The sequence below is a fragment of the Rhabdochromatium marinum genome, from assembly GCF_016583795.1.
Taxonomy (GTDB): domain Bacteria; phylum Pseudomonadota; class Gammaproteobacteria; order Chromatiales; family Chromatiaceae; genus Rhabdochromatium; species Rhabdochromatium marinum.
Window position 1 is genome coordinate 1 of the sequence record NZ_NRRS01000034.1, and the last position, 20160, is coordinate 20160.

A 20160-nucleotide genomic window follows, 5' to 3' on the forward strand; every position below is an offset into this window, starting at 1 on the left:
AACCTGCGCCATCGCGCCCCGCGCTTTCTCAATCGCACCAAACCGGAAGGCTGGCTCGCGCCGAGTCTGCGCCATCGCCTGGATACCACGCTAAGTTGGGTGGCACGCTTACAGCGGCTTGCGCCCCTCACGGGCATCCGTCAAGAGTTGGTGCGCTTCGACACCCAAGCGCTCCAGACCCCAGAGATCCGTGGCGTTGACTACCAACAGGGTGAGCTGGCCGGCTACCAAGTGCGCGAATATCTCTTGGAGAAGTGGCATCGCACCTGCGCCTATTGCGGCGCCCAAGGCGTTCCGCTCCAAATCGAACATATCCATCCCAAAAGCCGGGGCGGCTCTGATCGCGTCAGCAACCTGACCCTGGCTTGCGCCCCCTGTAACCAACGCAAAGGCAACCAGCCGCTTGCGGTCTTCCTCCAGGACAACCCGGCACTGCTGCGCCGCATCCAGGCACAGGCCAAGGTGCCACTCAGAGATGCCGCTGCTGTGAATGCCACCCGCTGGGCGCTGTTCGAGCGACTGAAGGCCACGGGGTTGCCCGTGGCGAGCAGCTCCGGTGCTCGGACCAAATACAACCGTCAGCGTTTCGGGATTCCCAAGACCCATGCGCTCGATGCCGCCTGTGTCAGTCCACTCGATGCGCTGCATGGCTGGAATCGGCCAGCACTGGCCATCAAAGCCACAGGGCGGGGCAGCTATCAGCGCACCCGACTGAATCGCTTCGGCTTCCCGCGCGGGTATCTGATGCGTGAGAAACGCATCGAGGGTTTCCAAACCGGGGATCGGATCGTTGCCCAAGTGCCGAGCGGGAAAAAGGCGGGACCCCATAGCGGTCGCGTCGCCGTGCGCGCATCAGGGAGTTTTAACATCCAGACCGCGCAGGGCGTGGTGCAAGGGATATCACACCGCTATTGTCGCGTGGTGCAACGCGCCGACGGTTATAGCTATAGTCTTCAACCCACTTTAACGGAGGAAGCGAGACAGGTTGCCTAACCGCGCTGCGCGCGGTGCGCTTTCCCCTCCCCCGCCCTGAAAGGCGGGGTTTCTCGCGCAAGACGGATGAAGATTCTCCTTAGCAATGATGATGGTTACCGTGCGGCTGGTTTGCACGCGCTTGCTGCCGCGCTGTCGCGCTATGCCAGTGTGACCCTGGTGGCACCGGACCGCAATCGCAGCGGAGCCAGTCATTCGCTGACTCTGGAAACGCCGATTCGCGCCGAGGAAGTGGAGCCGGGCCTGTTTCGGGTGTTTGGGACTCCAACTGATTGTGTTCACTTGGGATTGTCCGGGCTGCTGGACGCCGAGCCGGACATGGTGGTGGCCGGCATCAATCATGGCTCCAATCTGGGCGATGATGTGATCTACTCTGGCACTGTGGCGGCCGCGACCGAGGGGCGCTTTCTCGGATTGCCGGCGGTGGCGGTTTCAAGCAGTGCCTTTGAGCCGCAACATCTTGACGCGGCAGCGGCCATTGCCGCGCGCCTGGTGGCGAGTCTCTATGCAAGCCAGCACCCGCAAGATCACCAGGACACTGCGGCGGCGGATCTGCAAGCGGCGCTGTTTAGCGGTCAAATGATTTTGAATGTCAATATTCCTGATCAACCAGCCCATGCAATCAAGGGCCTGCGTGCGACTCGGCTGGGCAATCGGCACCGATCAGAACCCATGATCCGCGCTGAGGATCCGCGCGGTCGCCCGGTTTACTGGGTTGGACCGCCCGGGCCGGAGCAGGATGCGGGGGAGGGAACCGATTTTGCCGCACTGCGCGCCGGCTATGTGTCAGTGACGCCTTTGCAGGTGGATCTGACGCGCCATCCTGCGGTGGCGGCGCTGGAAACCTGGCTGGAGGGGCTACGATGACCGAAACCGCCTGTCGGGCCGCCTTCGCGCACGAACCGCAGGCGCAGCGTGGGCGCCAGCGCCTGCTTGCGCGCCTGGAGGCCTCCGGCATCAGCAATCAACAGGTGCTCGAAGTCGTGGCGGAGATTCCCCGCCATTGGTTCATCGATGAAGCGCTGGGTACGCGCGCTTATGAGGATTCGGCCTTGCCAATCGGGCATGGGCAGACCATCTCGCAGCCCTATATTGTCGCACGCATGACCGAGTTGTTGCTCGAATCTGGTCCTTGCTCAACCGTGCTGGAGATTGGCACCGGCTCCGGTTTTCAGGCGGCGGTACTGGCGATGCTGGTGCGTCGAGTCTATACCATTGAGCGGCTGGCGGCGCTTTGGGGCCTGGCGGAGCCGCGCTTGCGGGCGCTGAAATTGCGTAATGTGCGCTATCGTCATGGTGACGGGCGTCTGGGCTGGCCGGAAATGGCGCCCTTTGACGGCATTATTATGACTGCTGCATCCGAAGGTATCCCGCGCGGACTGGCTGAGCAATTGACCCTGGGGGGCTGTATGGTGCTGCCGCTGGTGGTGGGTGCCGGGCAGCGGCTGGTGCGCCTGACACGGACCCGCTCCGGCTTCCGTCACGAGGATCTGGAGCCGGCGATGTTTGTCCCCCTGCTCGGAGGTCTGGGCTGATGCGTGTGTTCTCGCCACTCTATGATCGGGTGATGCGGTGGTCGGGCCATCGGCAGGCACCTTGGTATCTGGCGGCCTTGAGCTTTTCCGAGTCGTCCTTCTTTCCGATTCCACCCGATGTGATGCTGGCGCCCATGTGCCTGAGGCATCCGCAGCGCGCCTGGTGGTTTGCCAGCCTGACCACCCTGGCCTCGGTGGCCGGCGGTTTGCTGGGGTATCTGATTGGGCGTCTGGCCTTTGATCTGGTAGAGCCATTGGTGGGGCCAGGCGGGCATTATGCGCAGGCCTTTGATCAAGCCCGACAATGGTTCGATCATTGGGGTATCTGGGCGGTGTTTCTGGCCGGGTTTTCGCCCATTCCGTATAAGGTGTTTACCATCAGTGCCGGTGTGCTGGGCATGGCGCTGATTCCTTTTGCGCTGGCATCGGCAGTGGGTCGCGGGTTGCGGTTTTTTCTGGTGGCGGCGCTGATGGTGTGGGGTGGGGCGCCGATGGAAGCGCGGCTGCGGCCTTATATTGACTGGATCGGCTGGGTGCTGGTCGCCTTGATTTTGCTCGTGCTGGCGTTCAGGTTGTAGCTCATGGCGGTTGTGGTTGGCATGAGTCAGTTGGATTCAGCAACCGGCGGGCATGCAGTCTCGGCGTCGGGTGGTGGCCTGATCGGTGGCCGGGCGTCTGTTCAAGGATTCTTTGGGGAAGCGGTTGGGCGGCTGGTGCCACGGCTTACGGAGTTCCTGAGGTTGAGATTCCTGGCGCTGGCGAGCCTGCTGGTGCTGATCGTTGGTTGTAGTGGCCAGTCGATGCTGGCTCCGGTGGAATTTCGCGATGGCTTTGCCCCAGCACCACCCGGTTATTATCGGATTTTGCGCGGCGATACCCTGATGTCCATTTCCAGACGCACCGGCTATTCGCTGTCAACCCTGGCGGCCTGGAACGACCTTGGCCCGCCTTATCCAATCAACGCCGGCAGTCTGTTGCGCATTGTGCCGCCCCGCGCGCGCCCGCGACGGAACACCACGCTGGCACCGGGAACCTTTGGTGACGCCGTCAGTGCGGACTCGGGGGCAAGCTCAGGCCCAAGCCCAAGCTCGGGTGCCGCTCCGACTCCGGCTCCAACCTCAGAGCCCAAGGTATCGCCAGCCCCGAGCCAGCGCACAGCGGCGGCGCCACCACCCAAGCCGCGCCCGCAGAAAGTGAGTCATTCCAACGGCGGGACTGCGCGTGTGAGCGGCGTGACTTGGCGATGGCCGCTGAGTGGGGCGGTGAAATCGAACTATCGGGCAGGTGATCGCACCCATCAGGGCGTGCGGATTGCGAGTACGCCGGGCGCCAAGGTGGGTGCGGCCGCCAAGGGGACGGTGGTTTATAGCGGCAGTGGGCTCAAGGGCTATGGCAATCTGATTATCGTGAAACACAATGAACATTTTCTGAGTGTCTATGGTTTCAATCGCCGCCTGCTAGCCAAGCAGGGCGATCGGGTTCGCGCGGGACAGCAGATCGCCGAATCGGGTCAGGCCCCAGATGGGGAACATCTGCTGCATTTTGAGATTCGCCGCGATGGCGCAACCGTTAATCCACTGGCTTATTTGCCAAAACGTTAAGCGGAACCATGGCTGCTAGAAAAACCACCAAGCCGCATTTACGCGAACCACTCGCGGTGGGTGAGGACCAGGATGACGACCTCCTGGAAGTGCCGAGTGCGGCGGATGATGAGTCGCTGATTGATGATCAGGACAAGAGTATGGTGTGCGGGAAGTCGGAAGCGGCGGGCGGCGGCGATTTTGATGTCACCCGTTTGTATCTCAATGAAATCGGGGCGTCTCCGCTGCTCAGTGCCGAAGAGGAAATTCGCTACTCGCGTTTGGCCAATCAGGGCGATGAAGCGGCGCGGCGCTGCATGATTGTTAGTAACCTGCGACTGGTGGTCAAGATTGCGCGGCGCTATTTGAATCGCGGCCTGCCGCTGCTTGATCTGATCGAGGAAGGCAATCTGGGTCTGATGCACGCAGTTGAGAAATTCGATCCGGAGCGCGGTTTTCGTTTCTCGACCTATGCCACCTGGTGGATTCGCCAGACCATGGAACGCGCAATCATGAATCAGACGCGCACGGTGCGCTTGCCGATTCATGTGGTCAAGGAGATCAACATCTATCTCAAGGCCGCACGCGCGCTCTCGCAGCAGCTGGATCATGAGCCCAGCAACGAGGAAATCGCCGCGCTGCTCAACAAGCCCATCGCCGAGGTTAAGCGCATGCTGGGACTTAACGAGCGCGCCGCTTCCATGGACACGCCATTGAGCCGGGAGGCGGATAAGCCCCTGATCGATATCCTGCAGGATGATTCCCTCGATGATCTGAGTGAACGCGTTCAGGATGATGATGTGCATGATAAAATCGAGCGCTGGCTCGACAAGCTCAATGCCAAGCAACGCGCGGTGGTGGAGCGACGCTTTGGTTTGAATGGCTATGAATATTCAACCCTGGAGCGGGTGGCCAAGGAGCTGGGGGTCACCCGCGAGCGGGTGCGGCAGATCCAGATGGGCGCCATGCGGCGCCTGCGCAAGACCCTCGAACGCGAAGGGTTTTCGGCTGATGCTTTCTTTCAGTAGATCAGGACTTTATTGGATATGTATCGCGAAACCCCCAAGCCGACCCGGCTGCAAGACTATCAGCCCCCCGAGTTTCTGATCGATCAGACGGAGCTGCGCTTTGAGCTGGATGCGGAGGCCACCTGGGTCAGCGCTGAGCTTGAGATGCGGCGCAATCCCGCCGCCAAGCGCGGCGATGGCTCGCTGCGGTTGGATGGCGAACAACTGACGCTGGAGGCGATCGCGCTGAATGGACGCGAGCTGGTGCCGGTTGAATATCAGCTGCAAGATCAGGGGTTGGTTGTGCAGCGGGTGCCGGATCGCTTTCAGCTGCGCACCCGGGTGCGGATTCATCCGACCGCCAACACGGCACTTGAGGGGCTGTATGTCTCCGGCGACATGCTTTGCACCCAGTGCGAGGCGGAGGGCTTTCGGCGGCTGACCTATTATCTCGACCGCCCGGATGTGATGGCGCGCTTTCGCGTCACCTTGATTGCCGATGCGGTGCGCTATCCGGTGCTGTTGTCGAATGGCAATCGGCTCGTCACCGAAGTTCTGCCCGATGGGCGTCATCTGGCGCGTTGGGAAGATCCCTTTCCCAAGCCGTCCTATTTGTTCGCACTGGTGGCCGGCGATCTGGCGTGTGTCGAAGATCGCTTCCGAACGGCATCCGGGCGCGAGATTGCCCTGCATCTCTATGTCGAGCCCCAAAATCACGACCAGTGCGCACATGCCATGCGCTCGCTTCAGCAGGCCATGCGCTGGGATGAGGTGCATTACGGGCGTGAATACGATCTGGATTTGTTCATGATCGTGGCCGTCAGCCACTTCAACATGGGCGCCATGGAAAACAAGGGGCTGAATATTTTCAACGCCAAGTATGTGCTGGCCAGTCCGGAAACCGCGACAGATCAGGATTTCGCTGGCATTGAGTCGGTGGTGGCGCACGAATACTTTCATAACTGGACCGGCAATCGCATTACCTGCCGCGACTGGTTTCAGTTGAGTCTGAAGGAAGGTCTGACCGTGTTTCGCGATCAGGAATTCAGTGCTGATCAGAACCAGCGGGCGGTGCAGCGTATTGCCGATGTCCGCGCCCTGCGCGCGCGCCAGTTCCCCGAAGATGCCGGGCCGATGGCGCATCCAGTGCGGCCGGACAGCTATATCGAAATCAACAATTTCTATACCTCAACCGTCTATGAAAAGGGCGCTGAACTGGTGCGCATGCAGGCGCAGTTGCTCGGCCCCGAACGCTTTCGCGCCGCCACTGATTTGTATTTTGAGCGTCACGACGGCCAAGCGGTGACCACGGAAGACTTTGTGCGCTGCATGGAAGACGCCAGCGGTCTGGATCTGACCCAGTTTCGCCGCTGGTATCAGCAGGCCGGCACCCCGGTGCTGGACTGTCGCGGCCACTGGGAGCCGGAGCGGGGTGTTTATCGACTGGAGGTGCGTCAACACACCGCGCCAACCCCCGATCAGCCGGATAAGCAACCCTTGCATATTCCGCTGGCGCTGGGGCTGATCGGCGCCAATGGACAGGCGTTGCCGGTGCAGCTGGCGGGTGAGCACAGCCCTCCTGCAGCGGGTACCCGCCTGCTGGAGTTGCGCGAGGCACAACACGGCTTTGAGTTCATTGGTCTTAGTGAGCGGCCGGTGCCTTCCCTGCTGCGCGGGTTCTCAGCGCCGGTCAAGCTGCGCTTTCCTTACTCGGATGAGGAACTCAGGCAGCTGATGGCGGCCGATTCCGACGGCGTCGCACGCTGGAACGCGGCCCAGCAGCTGGCCGAGCGCGTGCTGCTGGCCCGGGTGGCGGCCCCCGAAACGCCGGTGCCACCGGCCTTCCTGGAGGCTTTTGCTACCGCGCTGCGCGACCCACAGGCGGATCCGGCCCTGCTGGCCGAGGTGCTGGCGCTGCCGTCTGAGTCCTATCTCGGTGATCAGATGGAGGTGGTGGATGTTGAGGGCATTCATCAGGCGCGCGAGACCCTGATGGTGAGTATCGCTGGCGCGCTGCGCACTGAGCTGCTGGCGCGCTACCAGGCGTTACAGGCGAGTGAAGCGGCGCGGCAGGATCCGGATCTGTCGCCAGCGGCCATGGGACGCCGCGCGCTTAAGAACCTCTGTCTGGGCTACTTGATGCGCACCCCGGATTTGGACATGCTGACGCTCTGTCAGCAGCAATTCGAGCAGGCCCACACCATGACCGACCGCATCGCCGCGCTGTGCCAGTTGGCCAGGCTGCGCGATGAGGCGGCTGCGGCCAGTCGGGCGGAACAGGCGCTGGCGGCCTTCTATCAGCAGTGGTCGCGGGAGCCGCTGGTACTGGATAAATGGTTTGCCATCCAGGCGCAGGTCAGCACCCCAGGTACGCTCAGGCGGGTTGAGCAACTGCTGGCACATGAGGCGTTCACGCTCGCCAATCCCAACCGGGTGCGTAGCCTGATCGGCGCCTTTGCCAGTGGTAATCCATTGTGTTTCCATGCTGCCGATGGCGGCGGCTATCGCTTGTTGGCTGCGCAAATCAAGCGCCTGGATGCACTCAATCCGCAACTGGCCGCGCGCTTGCTGCATCCCCTTACTCAGTGGCGCCGCTATGATGCCGGACGCCAGGCTTTGATGCGTGCTGAGCTGCATGCCTTGCGCGAGCGCGCAGGTGTCTCGCGCGATCTGTTCGAGGTGCTGAGCAAAACACTGGAGGCTTGAGTGCATGCTTGGTGCCCAACCGGTGTAGAGCTACAAGTGTCGCTCGCCGAGCAACGCTTGGCGTGGCTGGGTGAGTCAGGGCGCTGTCGCCTCTATGCGATTTCCACTGCGTTGAACGGGCCAGGGGAGGTGCAGGGCAGTGGTTGTACGCCGCGTGGTCTGCATCGGGTGCGGCTTAAAATCGGTGCTGATGCAGCGCCAGGCTGTGTGTTTCGCGCCCGACGCCCCACCGGAGAACGCTACAGCCCAGCTCTGGCTGCACAGTATCCTGAGCGTGATTGGATTCTGACCCGCATTCTGTGGTTGACCGGACTGGAGCCGGGACGTAATCGCGGCGGTCAGTGCGATACCCTGCGCCGTTTCATTTACATTCACGGCTGCCCGGAAACCGAGCCGATGGGTGTGCCGCGCTCGCATGGCTGCATTCGCATGCATGATGCGGATTTGATCGAACTCTTTGACTTGACGCCGCCTGGAGCCCTAGTGCGAATCAGCTCAGAGCCGTTGCCAGCGGCTGTCACTCAAGCGGCGGGCTGATGGGGGCGCAACTGGCGGCGCGTCTGGGGGCCGCAGCGGTGGTGATCCTGGGCGTCTGCACTCTGGTGTTTTTACTGTTGCATCTGGTGCCGGGCGATCCGGTCGAGGCTATGCTGGGTGAGAGTGCCCGGCCTGCCGATCAGGCGGCCCTGCGGCAGCATCTTGGTCTGGATCAGCCGTTGCCGGTGCAGTATTGGAACTATCTGGCTGGCTTGCTCCGGCTCGATCTCGGCCAATCCTTAATCAACCAGCGCCCGGTAGCCGCCGTGATTGCAGAGCGCTTTCCCGCCACTGTGCAACTGACGCTGGCGGCGCTGGCACTGGCGTTGATCATCGCACTGCCGCTGGGCGTGCTAGCCGCGCGGCATCGTGGTGGGCCACTGGATTCTGCGGCCATGGGGTTCTCAGTGCTGGGCTTGGCCATCCCCAATTTTTGGCTGGGGCCGGTGCTGATTCTGGTGTTTTCGCTGTGGCTAGGTTGGACGCCGGTCAGCGGTCGCGAGGGCTGGAGCAGCCTGATTCTGCCCACGCTGACGCTGGGCACCGGTCTGGCGGCCTTGCTGGCGCGCATGGTGCGGGCCAGTTTGCTCGAAGTGCTGCACGAAGATTACATCCGCACCGCTCGCGCCAAGGGGCTCAGCGAATCCGCGTTGCTGTGGCGCCACGCGCTGCGCAATGCGGCTTTGCCGATTCTGACGCTGTTGGGTTTGCAGCTTGGCGGCCTGCTCGGTGGGGCGGTGATCACCGAGACGGTGTTTTCCTGGCCCGGTATTGGCAGCTTGCTGGTCGATGCCATCAAGGCCCGCGACTATCCGGTCGCTCAGGGCTGCGTGTTGCTGATCAGTCTGATCTATGTGGTCGTCAATACCCTGACTGATGTGCTCTATCTTTGGATTGATCCACGCGTCCAATGACCGCGTCAGCCACCGGCGGAGACGAAAAGCGCCGCGCCGGTGGGGGAGGGCGTTTCGGAGCTGGATTCGCGTAAGTGCATGGCGATCTGCCAGTCGCCGAGGATGGCCTGGATATTGGCCAGGATGTCGGGCATGCGCTGCGCGACGGCTGGAGATAATTCGGTGCCCAATTCCAGGTGCTCTGGTATCACGCCCAGCAGGACGATTTCACGCGGGCGATAGTCGAGCAGTTGCGCGAGCGCCAGCACGTCGCTGATGCCCAGGTGGTGCATGGAGAGCTTTTTCGACAAGGCCGTCAGGATGGCATCGTTGCGCAGAATCTGGATGTCACCGGGAGCGCCCTCGGGGGCAAAGAGCGCATCCAGCAGCAGGATGTAGTCGTGCTGGCGGAACAGTTCGAGCAAGTCGAGGCCAGTGGTACCGCCATCGACCAGTTCGACTTCGGGGGTGAAGCCATAGTGCTGTTCCAGCCGGCGCAGGCTATGGATGCCAACGCCTTCGTCGCTGAGCAGCAGGTTGCCAAGCCCGATGATGAGCGCATCGGGCTTGGCGGTGGGAGCGGCGGTTGGGCTGGGGTCAGAGGTTGGTGTTGACACGAATGATGTCATGGCCCTGGTTGTCGTGCAGGTGGATGGCGCAGGCCAGACAGGGATCGAAGGAATGCACCGTGCGCAGCACCTCAAGCGGGCGCTGTTCGTCCAGAATGGGGTTGTTCATCAGCGAGGCTTCATAGGGGCCTTGTTCATCATGCTGGTTGCGCGGGCCGGCGTTCCAGGTTGAGGGGACCACCGCCTGGTAGTTTTTGATCTTGCCGTTTTCGATCACGATCCAGTGCGACAGGATACCACGCGGGGCTTCGTGGAAACCAAAGCCCATTTGCTCGCCCTTGGGGAAGGTCGGCGGGTTAAAGGTGGTCATGTCACCGGTGGTGATGTTGGCGAGTAGGGCGTTGTAGTTGTCCTCCAGCATGTCATAGAGCACCTGGGTACGCACGCAGCGCGCGGCATGGCGGCCCAGGGTGGAGTGCAGCACGCTGAGCGGCACTTCGGAGCGGGTGATGGCGCCGATGCGATCCATGGCGACCTTCAGATAACCCCGGGTGCGCTCGTCGCCAGCCGCGACCATGGCCAGCACATTGGCCAGCGGGCCGACCTGAGCCGGTTTATCGGCAAAGGTGGGGGCTTTGACCCAGGAGTAGGCGCCGTTTTCATCGAAATCGGTGTATTTCGGCACCGTGTCTTCCTGATAGGGCGAGCGCGTCCAGTTGCCGTCGTACCAGGCGTGCTTGATGCTTTCCTTGACGTTCTGCTCAAAGAAGGGATCGCCGAAATGGGTGATGGGGCGAAACTGCGCCATGTCGCCATTGGGGATGTAGCCGCCGGGCATGGCGAAGTCGGTGCCCTTGCCATCTTTGGGGAAGTCGGGCGCGGACAGATAGTTGGTCACGCCCTGACCATAGGGCAGCCAATCGGCATAGAGGGCTGCGATGGCGGTGACATCGGGCAGATAGACCTCGCGGATAAAGCCTTGCACCTCGTCCATCAGGGTTTTGACATAGGCCAGGCGCTCCATATTGAGCGCGGACTGCTCATTGGGATTGATGGGATTGGCTACGCCGCCGACGGCAAGATTTTGGATATGCGGGGTCTTGGCGCCCAAAATGGCGGTGATCTGATTGGCCTTGCGCTGGTATTCCAAAGCTTCCAGATAATGCGCCACCGCCATCAGGTTGGCCTCGGGTGGCAACTTCATCGCCGGATGGCCCCAGTAGCCGTGGGCGAAAATCCCCAGCTGACCGCTGTCAACAAAGGTTTTTACCTTCGCCTGCACCTGGGCGAAGTGCGCGGCGTTATTGTTCGGCCAGTTCGACAGGCTTTGGGCGAGTTGCTCGGCTTTTTTCGGATCGGCTGAAAGGGCGGAGACCACATCCACCCAATCCAGCGCCGAGAGGTGATAGAAATGCACCAGATGATCATGGATGCCGTGGGCAGCCATGATGATGTTGCGAATCAGCTGGGCATTGAGCGGGATTTCCATTGCCAGCGCATTCTCGACCGCGCGCACTGAGACGATGGCATGCACGGTGGTGCAGACGCCGCAGATGCGCTGGGTATAGAGCCAAGCATCACGCGGATCGCGGCCGGTGAGAATGGTCTCAATGCCGCGCCACATCTGGCCGCTGGACCAGGCGTTGACGACACGGCCGTCCTGAATGTCGCAATCGACGCGCAGATGTCCCTCAATGCGCGTGACCGGGTCTACTGTGATGCGGTTGATGCTCACCTTGAATGTCTCCTTAATGCTCGGCCGCCAGGATGGGGGTCTTTTTCACAAAGAACAGATAGGCCATGATCTCGAAAGCGACGATGCCAAGCGTGATGCTCATCTCACCGACCGCCGGAAAGTAATGCCAGCCGGGACCGGGATCGAAGGCGATCATGAAGGCATCGAAGCGATACAGGGCGCCACCGAGCACCACCGCGAGCGAACTCCAGAACAAAATGGTCGGGCGGGTGCGATGATGCTTGTCGGCCAGAGCAATGATGGCGCAGAGAAAGAGCGCGACCTCAGCGAGAAACAGGAAGGGCTCGGGACCGGGGGCGGCGATGGCGCGGATGTTGCCGGTGACGAACAGATCGCCAATGCGCAGCACCAAATAGACGATCAGCAGCCAGGGGATGATGGCACTGATCTTGGCCAGCAGGGGCGTTTCCAGTTTGCGCCCGAGATTCACTGAGGCATAGAGCGACTCGAACACCACAATGCCATAGCCCATGGTGATGGCGGTGATTAAAAACAGCAGCGGGATGATGGTGGTCTGCCACAGGTCATGCACCTTATAGCCGGCGATCAGTAGCAGGGAGCCGAGCGAGGACTGGTGCATGGTCGGCAGCAAAATGCCCACGCCGATGAAGAAAAACAGAATATGGCGCAGGAAGCGCAGCAGCCGGTTGGCTTTCATGGCCTCCAGAATGGCCGGGGAGAACTCAATCCACAGCACCAGGGTATAGAGGGTCACGCAAAGCGCAACCTCCAGCATCACTGAGTTGAGATTGATGTACTGTGGCAGAAAGACGTTATACAGCTGCCAGTAGCGCCCCACATCGACAATGATGGAGGCACCGGCCAGGGTATAGCCAAAGACGCTGGTCAGGAGTGCGGCGCGGATCATCGGGTGGAACTGGCCACGATTAAACACATAGACCAAGAGCGCCATGGCATAGCCGCCGCAGGCGATGGCGGTGCCAGTGACCACGTCATAGGTGATCCACAGGCCCCAGGGGAAGCCGTCACTCAGGTTGGAGACATCCCCGATACCAAAGACAAAGCGGCGGATCAGAAAGTAGCCGGCGATCAGCACCAGCACCCCCATGAACTGGAAGTGCCGGGTGAAGAGCTTGCCGCCGAGCGGGCGGAAGGTCTCAGTCATCGTCCTGCTCCCGCTCGAGGTGATCCGCGTGGTCTGCGTCGCGCTCATCACGGGTGTGCTGATAGGCCGCATAGACCAGACCGCTCAGCAGCAGACCGGGGGCCACCATGCCTTTGTACAGGGTATGTTGCAGCGTCTCCGACAGGCGCGCGCGCGACTCCTCGCCCACCGGGGGCATGCCGAGCTTGTCGAAGGGCACGCCAGCGACCATCAGGTATTGCGTCCCGCCGGATTCTTTCTCACCATAGAGATGCGGATAGTAGGACTGTGCCTCGGCCTCGCGGGTGGCACCCCCGAGCTGATTGAGCGGAAATTCCTCCCGTTCGCCGGGTTGCATGGCAAGCCGCCGGTGGCCTTCTTCGCGCAAGTCCTCGACGCGACCGAACAGGCTGGCGCCGGTCGGGCAGGCATCGCAGCAGGCTGGAATCTCGCCCTCGGCGATGCGCGGCGCGCACAGCTGGCATTTGACGATCTGCGGGAAGGCTTTGTCGTACTGGAACTTCGGAATATTGAACGGGCAGGCGAGCTGACAATAGCGGCAGCCAATGCAAGCGTCCGGGTTGTAGCTGACGATGCCGGTGAAGGGATCCTTGGTGAGCGCGCTGACCGGACAGGCTGAGATGCAGTCCGGGTCGATGCAGTGCATGCAGGCGCGCTTGATGAAGCTGGCCTCTGGATCATCCAGGTCGGTGCGGCTGCCCTCGGCCACATAGGCTTTGATCTTGTTCATGGTGCGACCGCTGAGGTCGTCATCACCATCCCAGGCACCTACAACGCCATGTGCCTGATCGATCGGGCCATTGCTACTGACGGGCATGTCATTGGCGTCCTTGCAGGCATGTTCGCAGGCCTTGCAGCCGATGCACAGATTGGCATCATAAAGAATGCCGATGGCATCAGGCGGCAGCGCTTTGCACTGGCGGGCCTGAACCGGAGAAGCACCCACAGCGACCGCGCTACCAGCGGCCATAACTTTGAAAAACTGACGACGATCGATGTTCATGGGTGTTCCTCCGTACTAGGCATCACTGACTGCGGATGACTGTTGTGCTGCGGCCTGGGCCTCAGCTTCCTCCAAGGCTTTGAGCTTGCTGTTGGCGCCGAGGGCATAGACCAGAGCGCCGCCGCCGATGGCTCCGGCGACGGCCGCCGAGGTCAAGGTGGCGCCACCGGGGTGTTCGGTGATAATGCCGGGGAAGATGGACGGCGAGGTGAGCGAGACGTTTTTCGCCTGCTCATGTAGCGGTTTGTGGAAACCCACGCCCTGTTCGGCGCAGCCGAAACAGGGATGGCCGATACCGACTGGCCAAGTGTTGCCGCCGACATCGCCAAATTCGATCACCGGGCAGTTGGCGTAGGTTTCTGGCCCCTTACAGCCGAGCTTGTACAGGCACCAGCCCTGACGATGGCCGTCATCGCCAAATTCCTCCGCAAAGCGCCCGGCATCGAAGTGCGGACGGCGCTCGCAGTTCTCGTGAATCAGGCGGCCGTAGGCGAACTTGGGCCGTTGTTGGGCGTCGAGTTCCGGCAGTTGTTTCAGGGTCAGGTTATACAGCACCGTTGACAGAATGTTGTAAGGCGAGGCTGGGCAGCCGGGCAGGTTGATCACCGGCAGCGCCGCGCCGTCGGTCTTGGTGATCTGGTAAAGATTCAAGGCTTCCTGAAGGCCAATGGCGCCGGTTGGATTGGGCGCTGCGCTTTGCACACCCCCCCAGGAAGCGCAGGAGCCAATGGCGATGGCGGCAATGGCGTGTGGAGCGATTTCATGCAGCATTTGCTGCGGCGTCTTACCGGCCACCTTGCAGAAATTACCGTTGTCGGCGGTGGGGACTGAACCCTCAACCACCAGCACAAAGCCCCCCTGGTGCTTGGTCAGTGAGTCGTGCAGAGCCTGCTCCGCCTGATGGCCGGCGGCGGCCAGTAGGGTCTCGGAATAATCCAACGAGATCAGGTCCAGAATTAGGCCTTCGACCGTCGGATGGGTGGCGCGCAGCAGTGACTCGGTGCAGCCGGTGCACTCCTGAAAATGCAGCCAGATCACCGGTGGTCGTGCCGGACCGGCGGCGGCCTGTTGCTCGACGGCCGCCAGTACCTGATCGGTCATGGTGGCTGGCAGACCCATGGCGGCGGTAATACTGGTGGCGAACTGCAGGAAACGGCGGCGACTAAGGCCGTGAAGTTCCAGATGTTCATCCAGGGCCAGCGGCTGGGCCGGTGTCGGGCCGGTGGTGGCAAGCGCAGAGGTGGAAGCGTCCAGGAGGGGCGGGAGATGGCTGTTCATGGCGTGCTGCCTTCGATGGCTGTCGTCTGTAGGCTCGCGAACGGCGGCGGAGCCGGGCGGGTGCGTCCCTGGTTCCGTCAAGAATATGCGAAAGTTCTAATATGCTTATCTGCTATATTACTTATAGGCCGAAACGGTCCAGGTGTCTAGACTCTCCCGGGTCCGGGAGTATTGATGTGAATCAGCTTTTGGCGCGATTGTTCACTTGAACCGGATGTTTGGCGGTATCTTTGCCCCAGGTTCCTCCCCTGGATCCGGGCTTTTATGAAGTCGTTTTCTGTTGACTGACGCAATCAATCGTGATGAACAAACACTACGCACTCAATCCTGGCACCCGCTCTGGCCCCCGAACTCGCGAGGTCTGGCCACCCTGGGTTCCACACTGGACTCTGGTGCTGATGCTGGCAGTTGTGCTGATGCTTGGCCTGGGTAGTCCCCTCGTCGGGCTTGGTGCCTGGGTTGTGCCTGGGCCTGACACCGCTGCTGTTGCCGCAGCGGAGCAACACGATTGTCTGCGCTGTCATGGGATGGCGACCATGGCCTACCGTGACCCTGAGACTGGTGAGCTGGTCAATTTGTCTCTGGATAAGAATGAGCTGGCGTATTCAGTGCACGGCAAACTGGCGTGCAGTCAATGTCATGAGGGTGGTTACGATCAGTATCCGCATCCGGCGGAGCTGTCGGCGGCTGAGTTGAACTGTGTCGGCTGCCATGAAGACCATCCGGAAAACACCGACCGCCTGGATTTCAGTGTCATTTCTCAGGAATATAAAAAGAGTGTGCATGCCACCTCCGATGATCCCGAGGCGGCGGATTTCAACTGCCATTCCTGTCACGATCCACATGTGTTCCGGGCCTCACTGCTCGGCCGCAAAATCCCCGATATCGTGGCCTACGACAACCAAATTTGCCTGTCCTGCCACGAGAAGCTGCGTGACCCGCTCAGCAGCTCCCACGCTTGGCTGCCCAATCGCGACAAGCACTGGGCGGCGGTGCGCTGTCTCGACTGTCATACCACGCTGAACGATTCCGACCGGCCGGTGTCGCATGAGATCCTGAGCGCTGAGCAAAGCCAGGTCAATTGCGTGAACTGCCACTCCCAGGGACAGGGGCTGCTAGCGCGGCTATATCAGTACCGCTCGCGTGAGGATATTGAGAAACAAGGCTTTTTTACCAAGGCGGTCTATAACCAAGCCTATGTTGTGGGCATGAGCCGCAATCCGCTCATCGACTGGCTGGCACTGATCATCATCGGGCTGACCGTGCTGGTGCTGGCCGGCCATGGGTACGGTCGTTATCGCGCTTACCAGTCATTGCGTGAGCAGCAGGCAGGCACAGCTACTGAAGGAGACAAGTCATGAGCGCCCTGTATCTTTATCCCGTCTGGTTGCGCCTGTGGCACTGGCTCAATGCGCTCCTGTTCGTTGTGCTGATCCTGACCGGCGCGAGCATGCATTTTTCCGGCACATCCTGGCTGCTGCCTTTTGATACCGCCGTGCCGATTCACAATACCGCTGGTATTTTGCTGACCATCAGCTGGATCAGCTTTGTCATTGGCAATCTGGTGACCCCCAATGGGCGCCATTACCATGTGCGCTTTCGTGGCCTGTTCAAACGTTTGTTTGCGCAGATGACCTATTACGGCTACGGCATTTTTCACAATGCACCGCACCCGTTTCATGTCACCGAGAATGAGAAGCTCAATACGCTCCAGCAGCTCAGCTACATTGGCGTCATGTATGGACTGATGCCACTGCTGATTATCAGTGGCTGGTCCTTTTTGTATTCGGTGTATCTGCCCGAGACGCTCTTTGGCCTGGGCACTCTGTGGGTGATCGCCATGGCACATCTGACCCTGGCGTATTTTTTGGTGCTGTTTCTGATTGTGCACATGTACATCATTACTACCGGAGAGACCCTGATCACCAATCTGCGCGCCATGCTGACCGGCTGGCACCGGGAATCCGATCATGACAACTGCGCCAATGCCGCGCGTGATTAATAGAGAAGCGACCATGAGCACCCTGACCGAAATCCTCACCAGCGCCACCTCGAAACGCCGGTTTATACAACTTGCGGGCCTGCTGCTGGCGCTCTTTCTGGCGTATAAGTTCCTGTATCCGCTGTTTTTTGATGCCTATGTCGGCAAGGCCAATGCGCCGCTGAGCTACAACAGCAGTCGCGAGTTGACCGCTATTGAATTTGAGGCACTGGCACGCGAACTGAGTGAGGAAGCGCGCTTGGAGAAAGCCGCCGCCGTGGTGAGCGAGGATCAGGATCCCTTCGCGCGCCAGGTCAAGACCGAAATCCTCATGAATACTCCGTCGGTGGTCAGTGCGGTCGAGCCGAAGCATATCGAATACTTCCGCGAGGCCGGTATTCGTCAGTACAAGGGACCGGAGACCTGTCTGCGCTGCCATCAGACCATTACCGTCAACCATGGCAACGGCGAGCTGAAAACCGTCAATACTTTGGAGGACATCGTCAATTCGGTGCACTTCAAGTTCCAGACCTCGGCCGGTGGTTTCTCGACCTATGGCTATGACGGGCGTCAGGTCAACGCCGGGCCGCACAAGATTCCTGTGGGCAAGATCGACCGCGCCTGTGGCATTCCCGGCAGCTTCACCTGGACCGGCTGGGCGGCGCTGGTGGAAAGCCGTCCGGAAGCCGCCGGCGGCGAGGTGGAGGTACGCAGCGAGGGCTGTGGTCAGTGCCATATCGGCGGCAATTATCAGCCCGCCACCGAGAAGATGATGCCGATTGGCGATGTGCCGGATTCGGCCAAGGAGGGCATCGACTGCCTGATCTGCCACTCGCGCACCTATGATATGAACAAGCGCTATGTGATCAAGGATGACAAGGGCACGCGCTGGAATCAGGATCGCAGTATGCGCGCGGCGCTGACCGTGGCGGAGATCCGCAACGACAACTGTCTGCGCTGTCATCAGCACAACATGGGTGGCGATATCTACGCGCATAACGTCGCCGCCACCCAGTTGGGCGATGAAAACCAGCGGTTGCTGCATCATGGCGCCAAGCGTGGCAATCCCTTTAGTCCGCAGGACGATGTGCATGCCGCCGCTGGTATTCAATGCACCGACTGCCATGTGCCGGAAGGGCATAAGATTCCGCGCGGGCGCATGGGTGTGGATCTGGTGGCCAATGATCTCCCGGATGTCGATGTGACCTGTGCCAGTTGCCACAGCGAGGCTCCGCATAACAACTCGGAAGACAAGGCGCTGCTCAACGGTCATATCGCCCGCATGGCCTGCGAAACCTGCCATATCAAGGAGCTGGAGCACAACAGCGTGGTGCTGCGCGACTGGGTACACCCGACCTGGAATGCCGAGGAGGGGGTCTGGGAATACACCGACATCTATCAGTCGGGTGAACCGGGCAAGGGCTTTAAATTCCTGTGGTTTAACGGCAACGGCACCTTCCTGGCCAATGCGCTCGGGAATAATCCTGAGGGCACTGGTGACTACAATCCGCTGATGAATCAGATGGTCACCATTGATGATCCGGAGGCACTGGCCAAGATTCGCGCCGCCGCCGAAAAGCTCAAGGAAACCTATCCCGAGATTGATGTCGATGCCTATGTCAAAAAGGCCACGGATCCGTTAAGCCAGCTCACACCCGAGATGCTGGCCAAACGCCGCGAGATGATCGACCAAAATCTCAAGGCCGCGATGAACGATGGCGACAGTCGAATTTATCCGTTCAAAATCTTCAATGCCATGATGTATGAGGATATGGGCAATCAGGGACCCTTTGGCGCCATGATCCTGCCGTTTGACTATGCCACCTATTATGAGTCAGGTGACCCCAAGGCGGCCGTTCAGGTGGCTATCAGTGATCCCATCGTCAAGCGCATGTATCAGCAGGTGTTTAAGCTCTACATGATGGATGAATTCATGTACTACTTCGGCGTGATGGATGGCTGGAAGCCCAACTATCCGCTGGTCAATGGTGAGCTGGTCAATGTCGAGCCACACTGGATGCGTCAGATGGGCACTCTAATGGTCAACCACGGCATCCAGGGTAAGGGGCGTGAATGCAAGGAATGTCACGATCCCAACGGGATCATGGACTTTGCTGCACTGGCCTATTCCCCTGAACGTGTCGCGGAGCTGCAAGACCTTGAGGGTCTGAAGCAAAGCGGCTCCAGCGTCGGGAGTTCGAGCCAGGCATCAGCCACGCCGTCGAATCCCTGAATGTATCTCCCTGATTGCATCTCATTGAGCGCGTCTCACTGAGTGCATTTCAGGGTGCTGAGTTGATCCAGTCAGCCAGAGGGGCAAGATTGACGGCCATGTTCGAGCGCGCCCCTTGTCTGACATTCAGCCCGTAGACCACGCTATTGACGCCAATGATCTGGTGTTGGTAAATCACCGGACCGCCAGAATTGCCGGGACAGAGTGAGGGCGCGCCATCCTGGCGTTGCCCGGCCTGGCTGTAGAAGTTGACCGCATCCGAGCGGATCACCTGAGTGGCTCCCCAGCGGCGTTGCATGGGCGTTGCTGTCTTGGCGCCTGGCGACGCGCAGCCAAATCCCACCAGAATCACCTCAGTGCCGGGCGCTGGTGCCAGCGGTCGTACGGGCCGCGTCGGTATTTCGGGCGTTGCGGTGCGCAGCCGCACCAGGGCGACATCCGGATAGCGGGCGGCAAAGTGGTAGCGCAAGCGCAGATATTTTTGCAGCGCTTGTGCGGCTGACAGCTCCGGCACAGCGGAAGCATGCGGCCTTTGATCCTGCAAGGCCGTCAGGCGTTGCGCTTTATAGTCGCGAAAGGCTTGCAGTCCTTGTGCATAGGCGGGGGCCAGTTGGGTGTCCGCAACGACGACCTGATAGGCGTTGGCGTCGGGTGTGGCCGGTCCAACCGGTGCCGATCCAACTTGTACGGGGGCATTGTTAAGCAGCAGTTGTCCACCCGGTTCGAAGGCGGCGCGCAGCTCACCGCTTTGAGGATCAACAACGCAATGCGCGGCGGTGAGCAGTCGGTGCGCGCCAATCTTGGTTGCGCTGCACAGCAACCGGCCTTGGGGTTCAGTCGCAAGGCTCACCACAGCGGAATAGCGTGCTTCCCGATCAGGGGTGCCCTGATACAGAGCGAGGCCCGGACGTGTCGCCAGCATGAGACAAATGGCCGCGATGTGACGCTGAATTGGCGTGGACT

At 60.7% G+C, this 20160-nt stretch carries 18 protein-coding genes; 12 read left to right on the forward strand and 6 right to left on the reverse strand.

Annotation, left to right across the window (positions count from 1 at the left end; translation table 11 throughout):
• The 9 genes from iscB to nikB all read left to right on the forward strand — a co-directional run.
• The coding region (gene iscB / locus CKO36_RS10965; protein WP_200284103.1) for an RNA-guided endonuclease IscB at positions 1–993 on the forward strand (993 nt) is incomplete at its 5' end.
• A gap of 66 nt (positions 994–1059) precedes the next feature.
• Positions 1060–1860: a 5'/3'-nucleotidase SurE gene (surE, locus tag CKO36_RS10970; RefSeq protein WP_200284104.1), complete on the forward strand. Its 801-nt coding sequence runs from the start codon at positions 1060–1062 to the stop codon at positions 1858–1860.
• Positions 1857–2528 carry a protein-L-isoaspartate(D-aspartate) O-methyltransferase gene (locus tag CKO36_RS10975; protein WP_200284105.1) on the forward strand — a complete coding sequence of 224 codons (672 nt, stop codon included), beginning with the start codon at positions 1857–1859 and terminating at the stop codon, positions 2526–2528. Before surE ends, CKO36_RS10975 begins: the two co-directional genes overlap by 4 nt.
• The gene (locus tag CKO36_RS10980) at positions 2528–3106 is read left to right on the forward strand and encodes a YqaA family protein (protein ID WP_200284106.1); all 579 of its coding nucleotides are present in this window, start codon (positions 2528–2530) and stop codon (positions 3104–3106) included. Before CKO36_RS10975 ends, CKO36_RS10980 begins: the two co-directional genes overlap by 1 nt.
• A 3-nt stretch (positions 3107–3109) precedes the next feature.
• Complete coding sequence (locus CKO36_RS10985) at positions 3110–4129, forward strand: peptidoglycan DD-metalloendopeptidase family protein (RefSeq protein ID WP_242469538.1); 1020 nt, start codon at positions 3110–3112, stop codon at positions 4127–4129.
• 8 nt (positions 4130–4137) lie between these two features.
• The gene (rpoS, locus tag CKO36_RS10990) at positions 4138–5136 is read left to right on the forward strand and encodes an RNA polymerase sigma factor RpoS (protein ID WP_200284107.1); all 999 of its coding nucleotides are present in this window, start codon (positions 4138–4140) and stop codon (positions 5134–5136) included.
• An 18-nt stretch (positions 5137–5154) separates the two neighbouring features.
• Positions 5155–7821: an aminopeptidase N gene (pepN, locus tag CKO36_RS10995; protein WP_200284108.1), complete on the forward strand. Its 2667-nt coding sequence runs from the start codon at positions 5155–5157 to the stop codon at positions 7819–7821.
• Positions 7822–7857: 36 nt separating this feature from the next.
• Positions 7858–8358, forward strand: a complete 501-nt coding sequence (locus CKO36_RS11000) for a L,D-transpeptidase family protein (RefSeq protein WP_200284109.1) — start codon at positions 7858–7860, stop codon at positions 8356–8358.
• Entirely contained in the window at positions 8358–9272 is a 915-nt protein-coding gene (nikB, locus tag CKO36_RS11005; RefSeq protein ID WP_200284110.1) for a nickel ABC transporter permease, read from the forward strand. Before CKO36_RS11000 ends, nikB begins: the two co-directional genes overlap by 1 nt.
• Positions 9273–9277: 5 nt before the next feature.
• Here nikB and CKO36_RS11010 read toward each other — a convergent pair whose 3' ends face one another.
• From CKO36_RS11010 to CKO36_RS11030, 5 genes are read right to left on the reverse strand one after another with little or no spacing between them, the layout of a single operon-like run.
• Complete coding sequence (locus CKO36_RS11010; protein WP_338053460.1) at positions 9278–9868, reverse strand: HyaD/HybD family hydrogenase maturation endopeptidase; 591 nt, start codon at positions 9866–9868, stop codon at positions 9278–9280.
• Positions 9849–11555 carry a nickel-dependent hydrogenase large subunit gene (locus CKO36_RS11015; RefSeq protein WP_200284112.1) on the reverse strand — a complete coding sequence of 569 codons (1707 nt, stop codon included), beginning with the start codon at positions 11553–11555 and terminating at the stop codon, positions 9849–9851. Before CKO36_RS11015 ends, CKO36_RS11010 begins: the two co-directional genes overlap by 20 nt.
• 13 nt (positions 11556–11568) lie before the next feature.
• Complete coding sequence (hybB, locus tag CKO36_RS11020; RefSeq protein ID WP_200284113.1) at positions 11569–12702, reverse strand: Ni/Fe-hydrogenase cytochrome b subunit; 1134 nt, start codon at positions 12700–12702, stop codon at positions 11569–11571.
• Positions 12695–13705, reverse strand: a complete 1011-nt coding sequence (gene hybA, locus CKO36_RS11025) for a hydrogenase 2 operon protein HybA (RefSeq protein WP_200284114.1) — start codon at positions 13703–13705, stop codon at positions 12695–12697. Before hybA ends, hybB begins: the two co-directional genes overlap by 8 nt.
• A gap of 15 nt (positions 13706–13720) precedes the next feature.
• Positions 13721–14983: a hydrogenase small subunit gene (locus tag CKO36_RS11030; RefSeq protein ID WP_200284115.1), complete on the reverse strand. Its 1263-nt coding sequence runs from the start codon at positions 14981–14983 to the stop codon at positions 13721–13723.
• 302 nt (positions 14984–15285) lie between these two features.
• On the opposite strand from CKO36_RS11030, the gene CKO36_RS11035 reads away from it, so the two are divergent.
• Genes CKO36_RS11035 through CKO36_RS11045 form a run of 3 tightly spaced genes read left to right on the forward strand, consistent with a single transcriptional unit; the run spans position 15286 to position 19197 of the window.
• Positions 15286–16344: a cytochrome c3 family protein gene (locus tag CKO36_RS11035; RefSeq protein ID WP_242469539.1), complete on the forward strand. Its 1059-nt coding sequence runs from the start codon at positions 15286–15288 to the stop codon at positions 16342–16344.
• The gene (locus tag CKO36_RS11040; protein ID WP_200284116.1) at positions 16341–16985 is read left to right on the forward strand and encodes a cytochrome b/b6 domain-containing protein; all 645 of its coding nucleotides are present in this window, start codon (positions 16341–16343) and stop codon (positions 16983–16985) included. Before CKO36_RS11035 ends, CKO36_RS11040 begins: the two co-directional genes overlap by 4 nt.
• 13 nt (positions 16986–16998) lie before the next feature.
• A complete protein-coding gene (locus tag CKO36_RS11045; RefSeq protein ID WP_200284117.1) occupies positions 16999–19197 on the forward strand; it encodes a cytochrome c3 family protein in 2199 nt (732 codons plus the stop codon).
• Between the two features lie 49 nt (positions 19198–19246).
• Here CKO36_RS11045 and CKO36_RS11050 read toward each other — a convergent pair whose 3' ends face one another.
• Entirely contained in the window at positions 19247–20119 is an 873-nt protein-coding gene (locus CKO36_RS11050) for a trypsin-like serine protease (RefSeq protein ID WP_200284118.1), read from the reverse strand.
• Positions 20120–20160 lie beyond the last annotated feature (41 nt).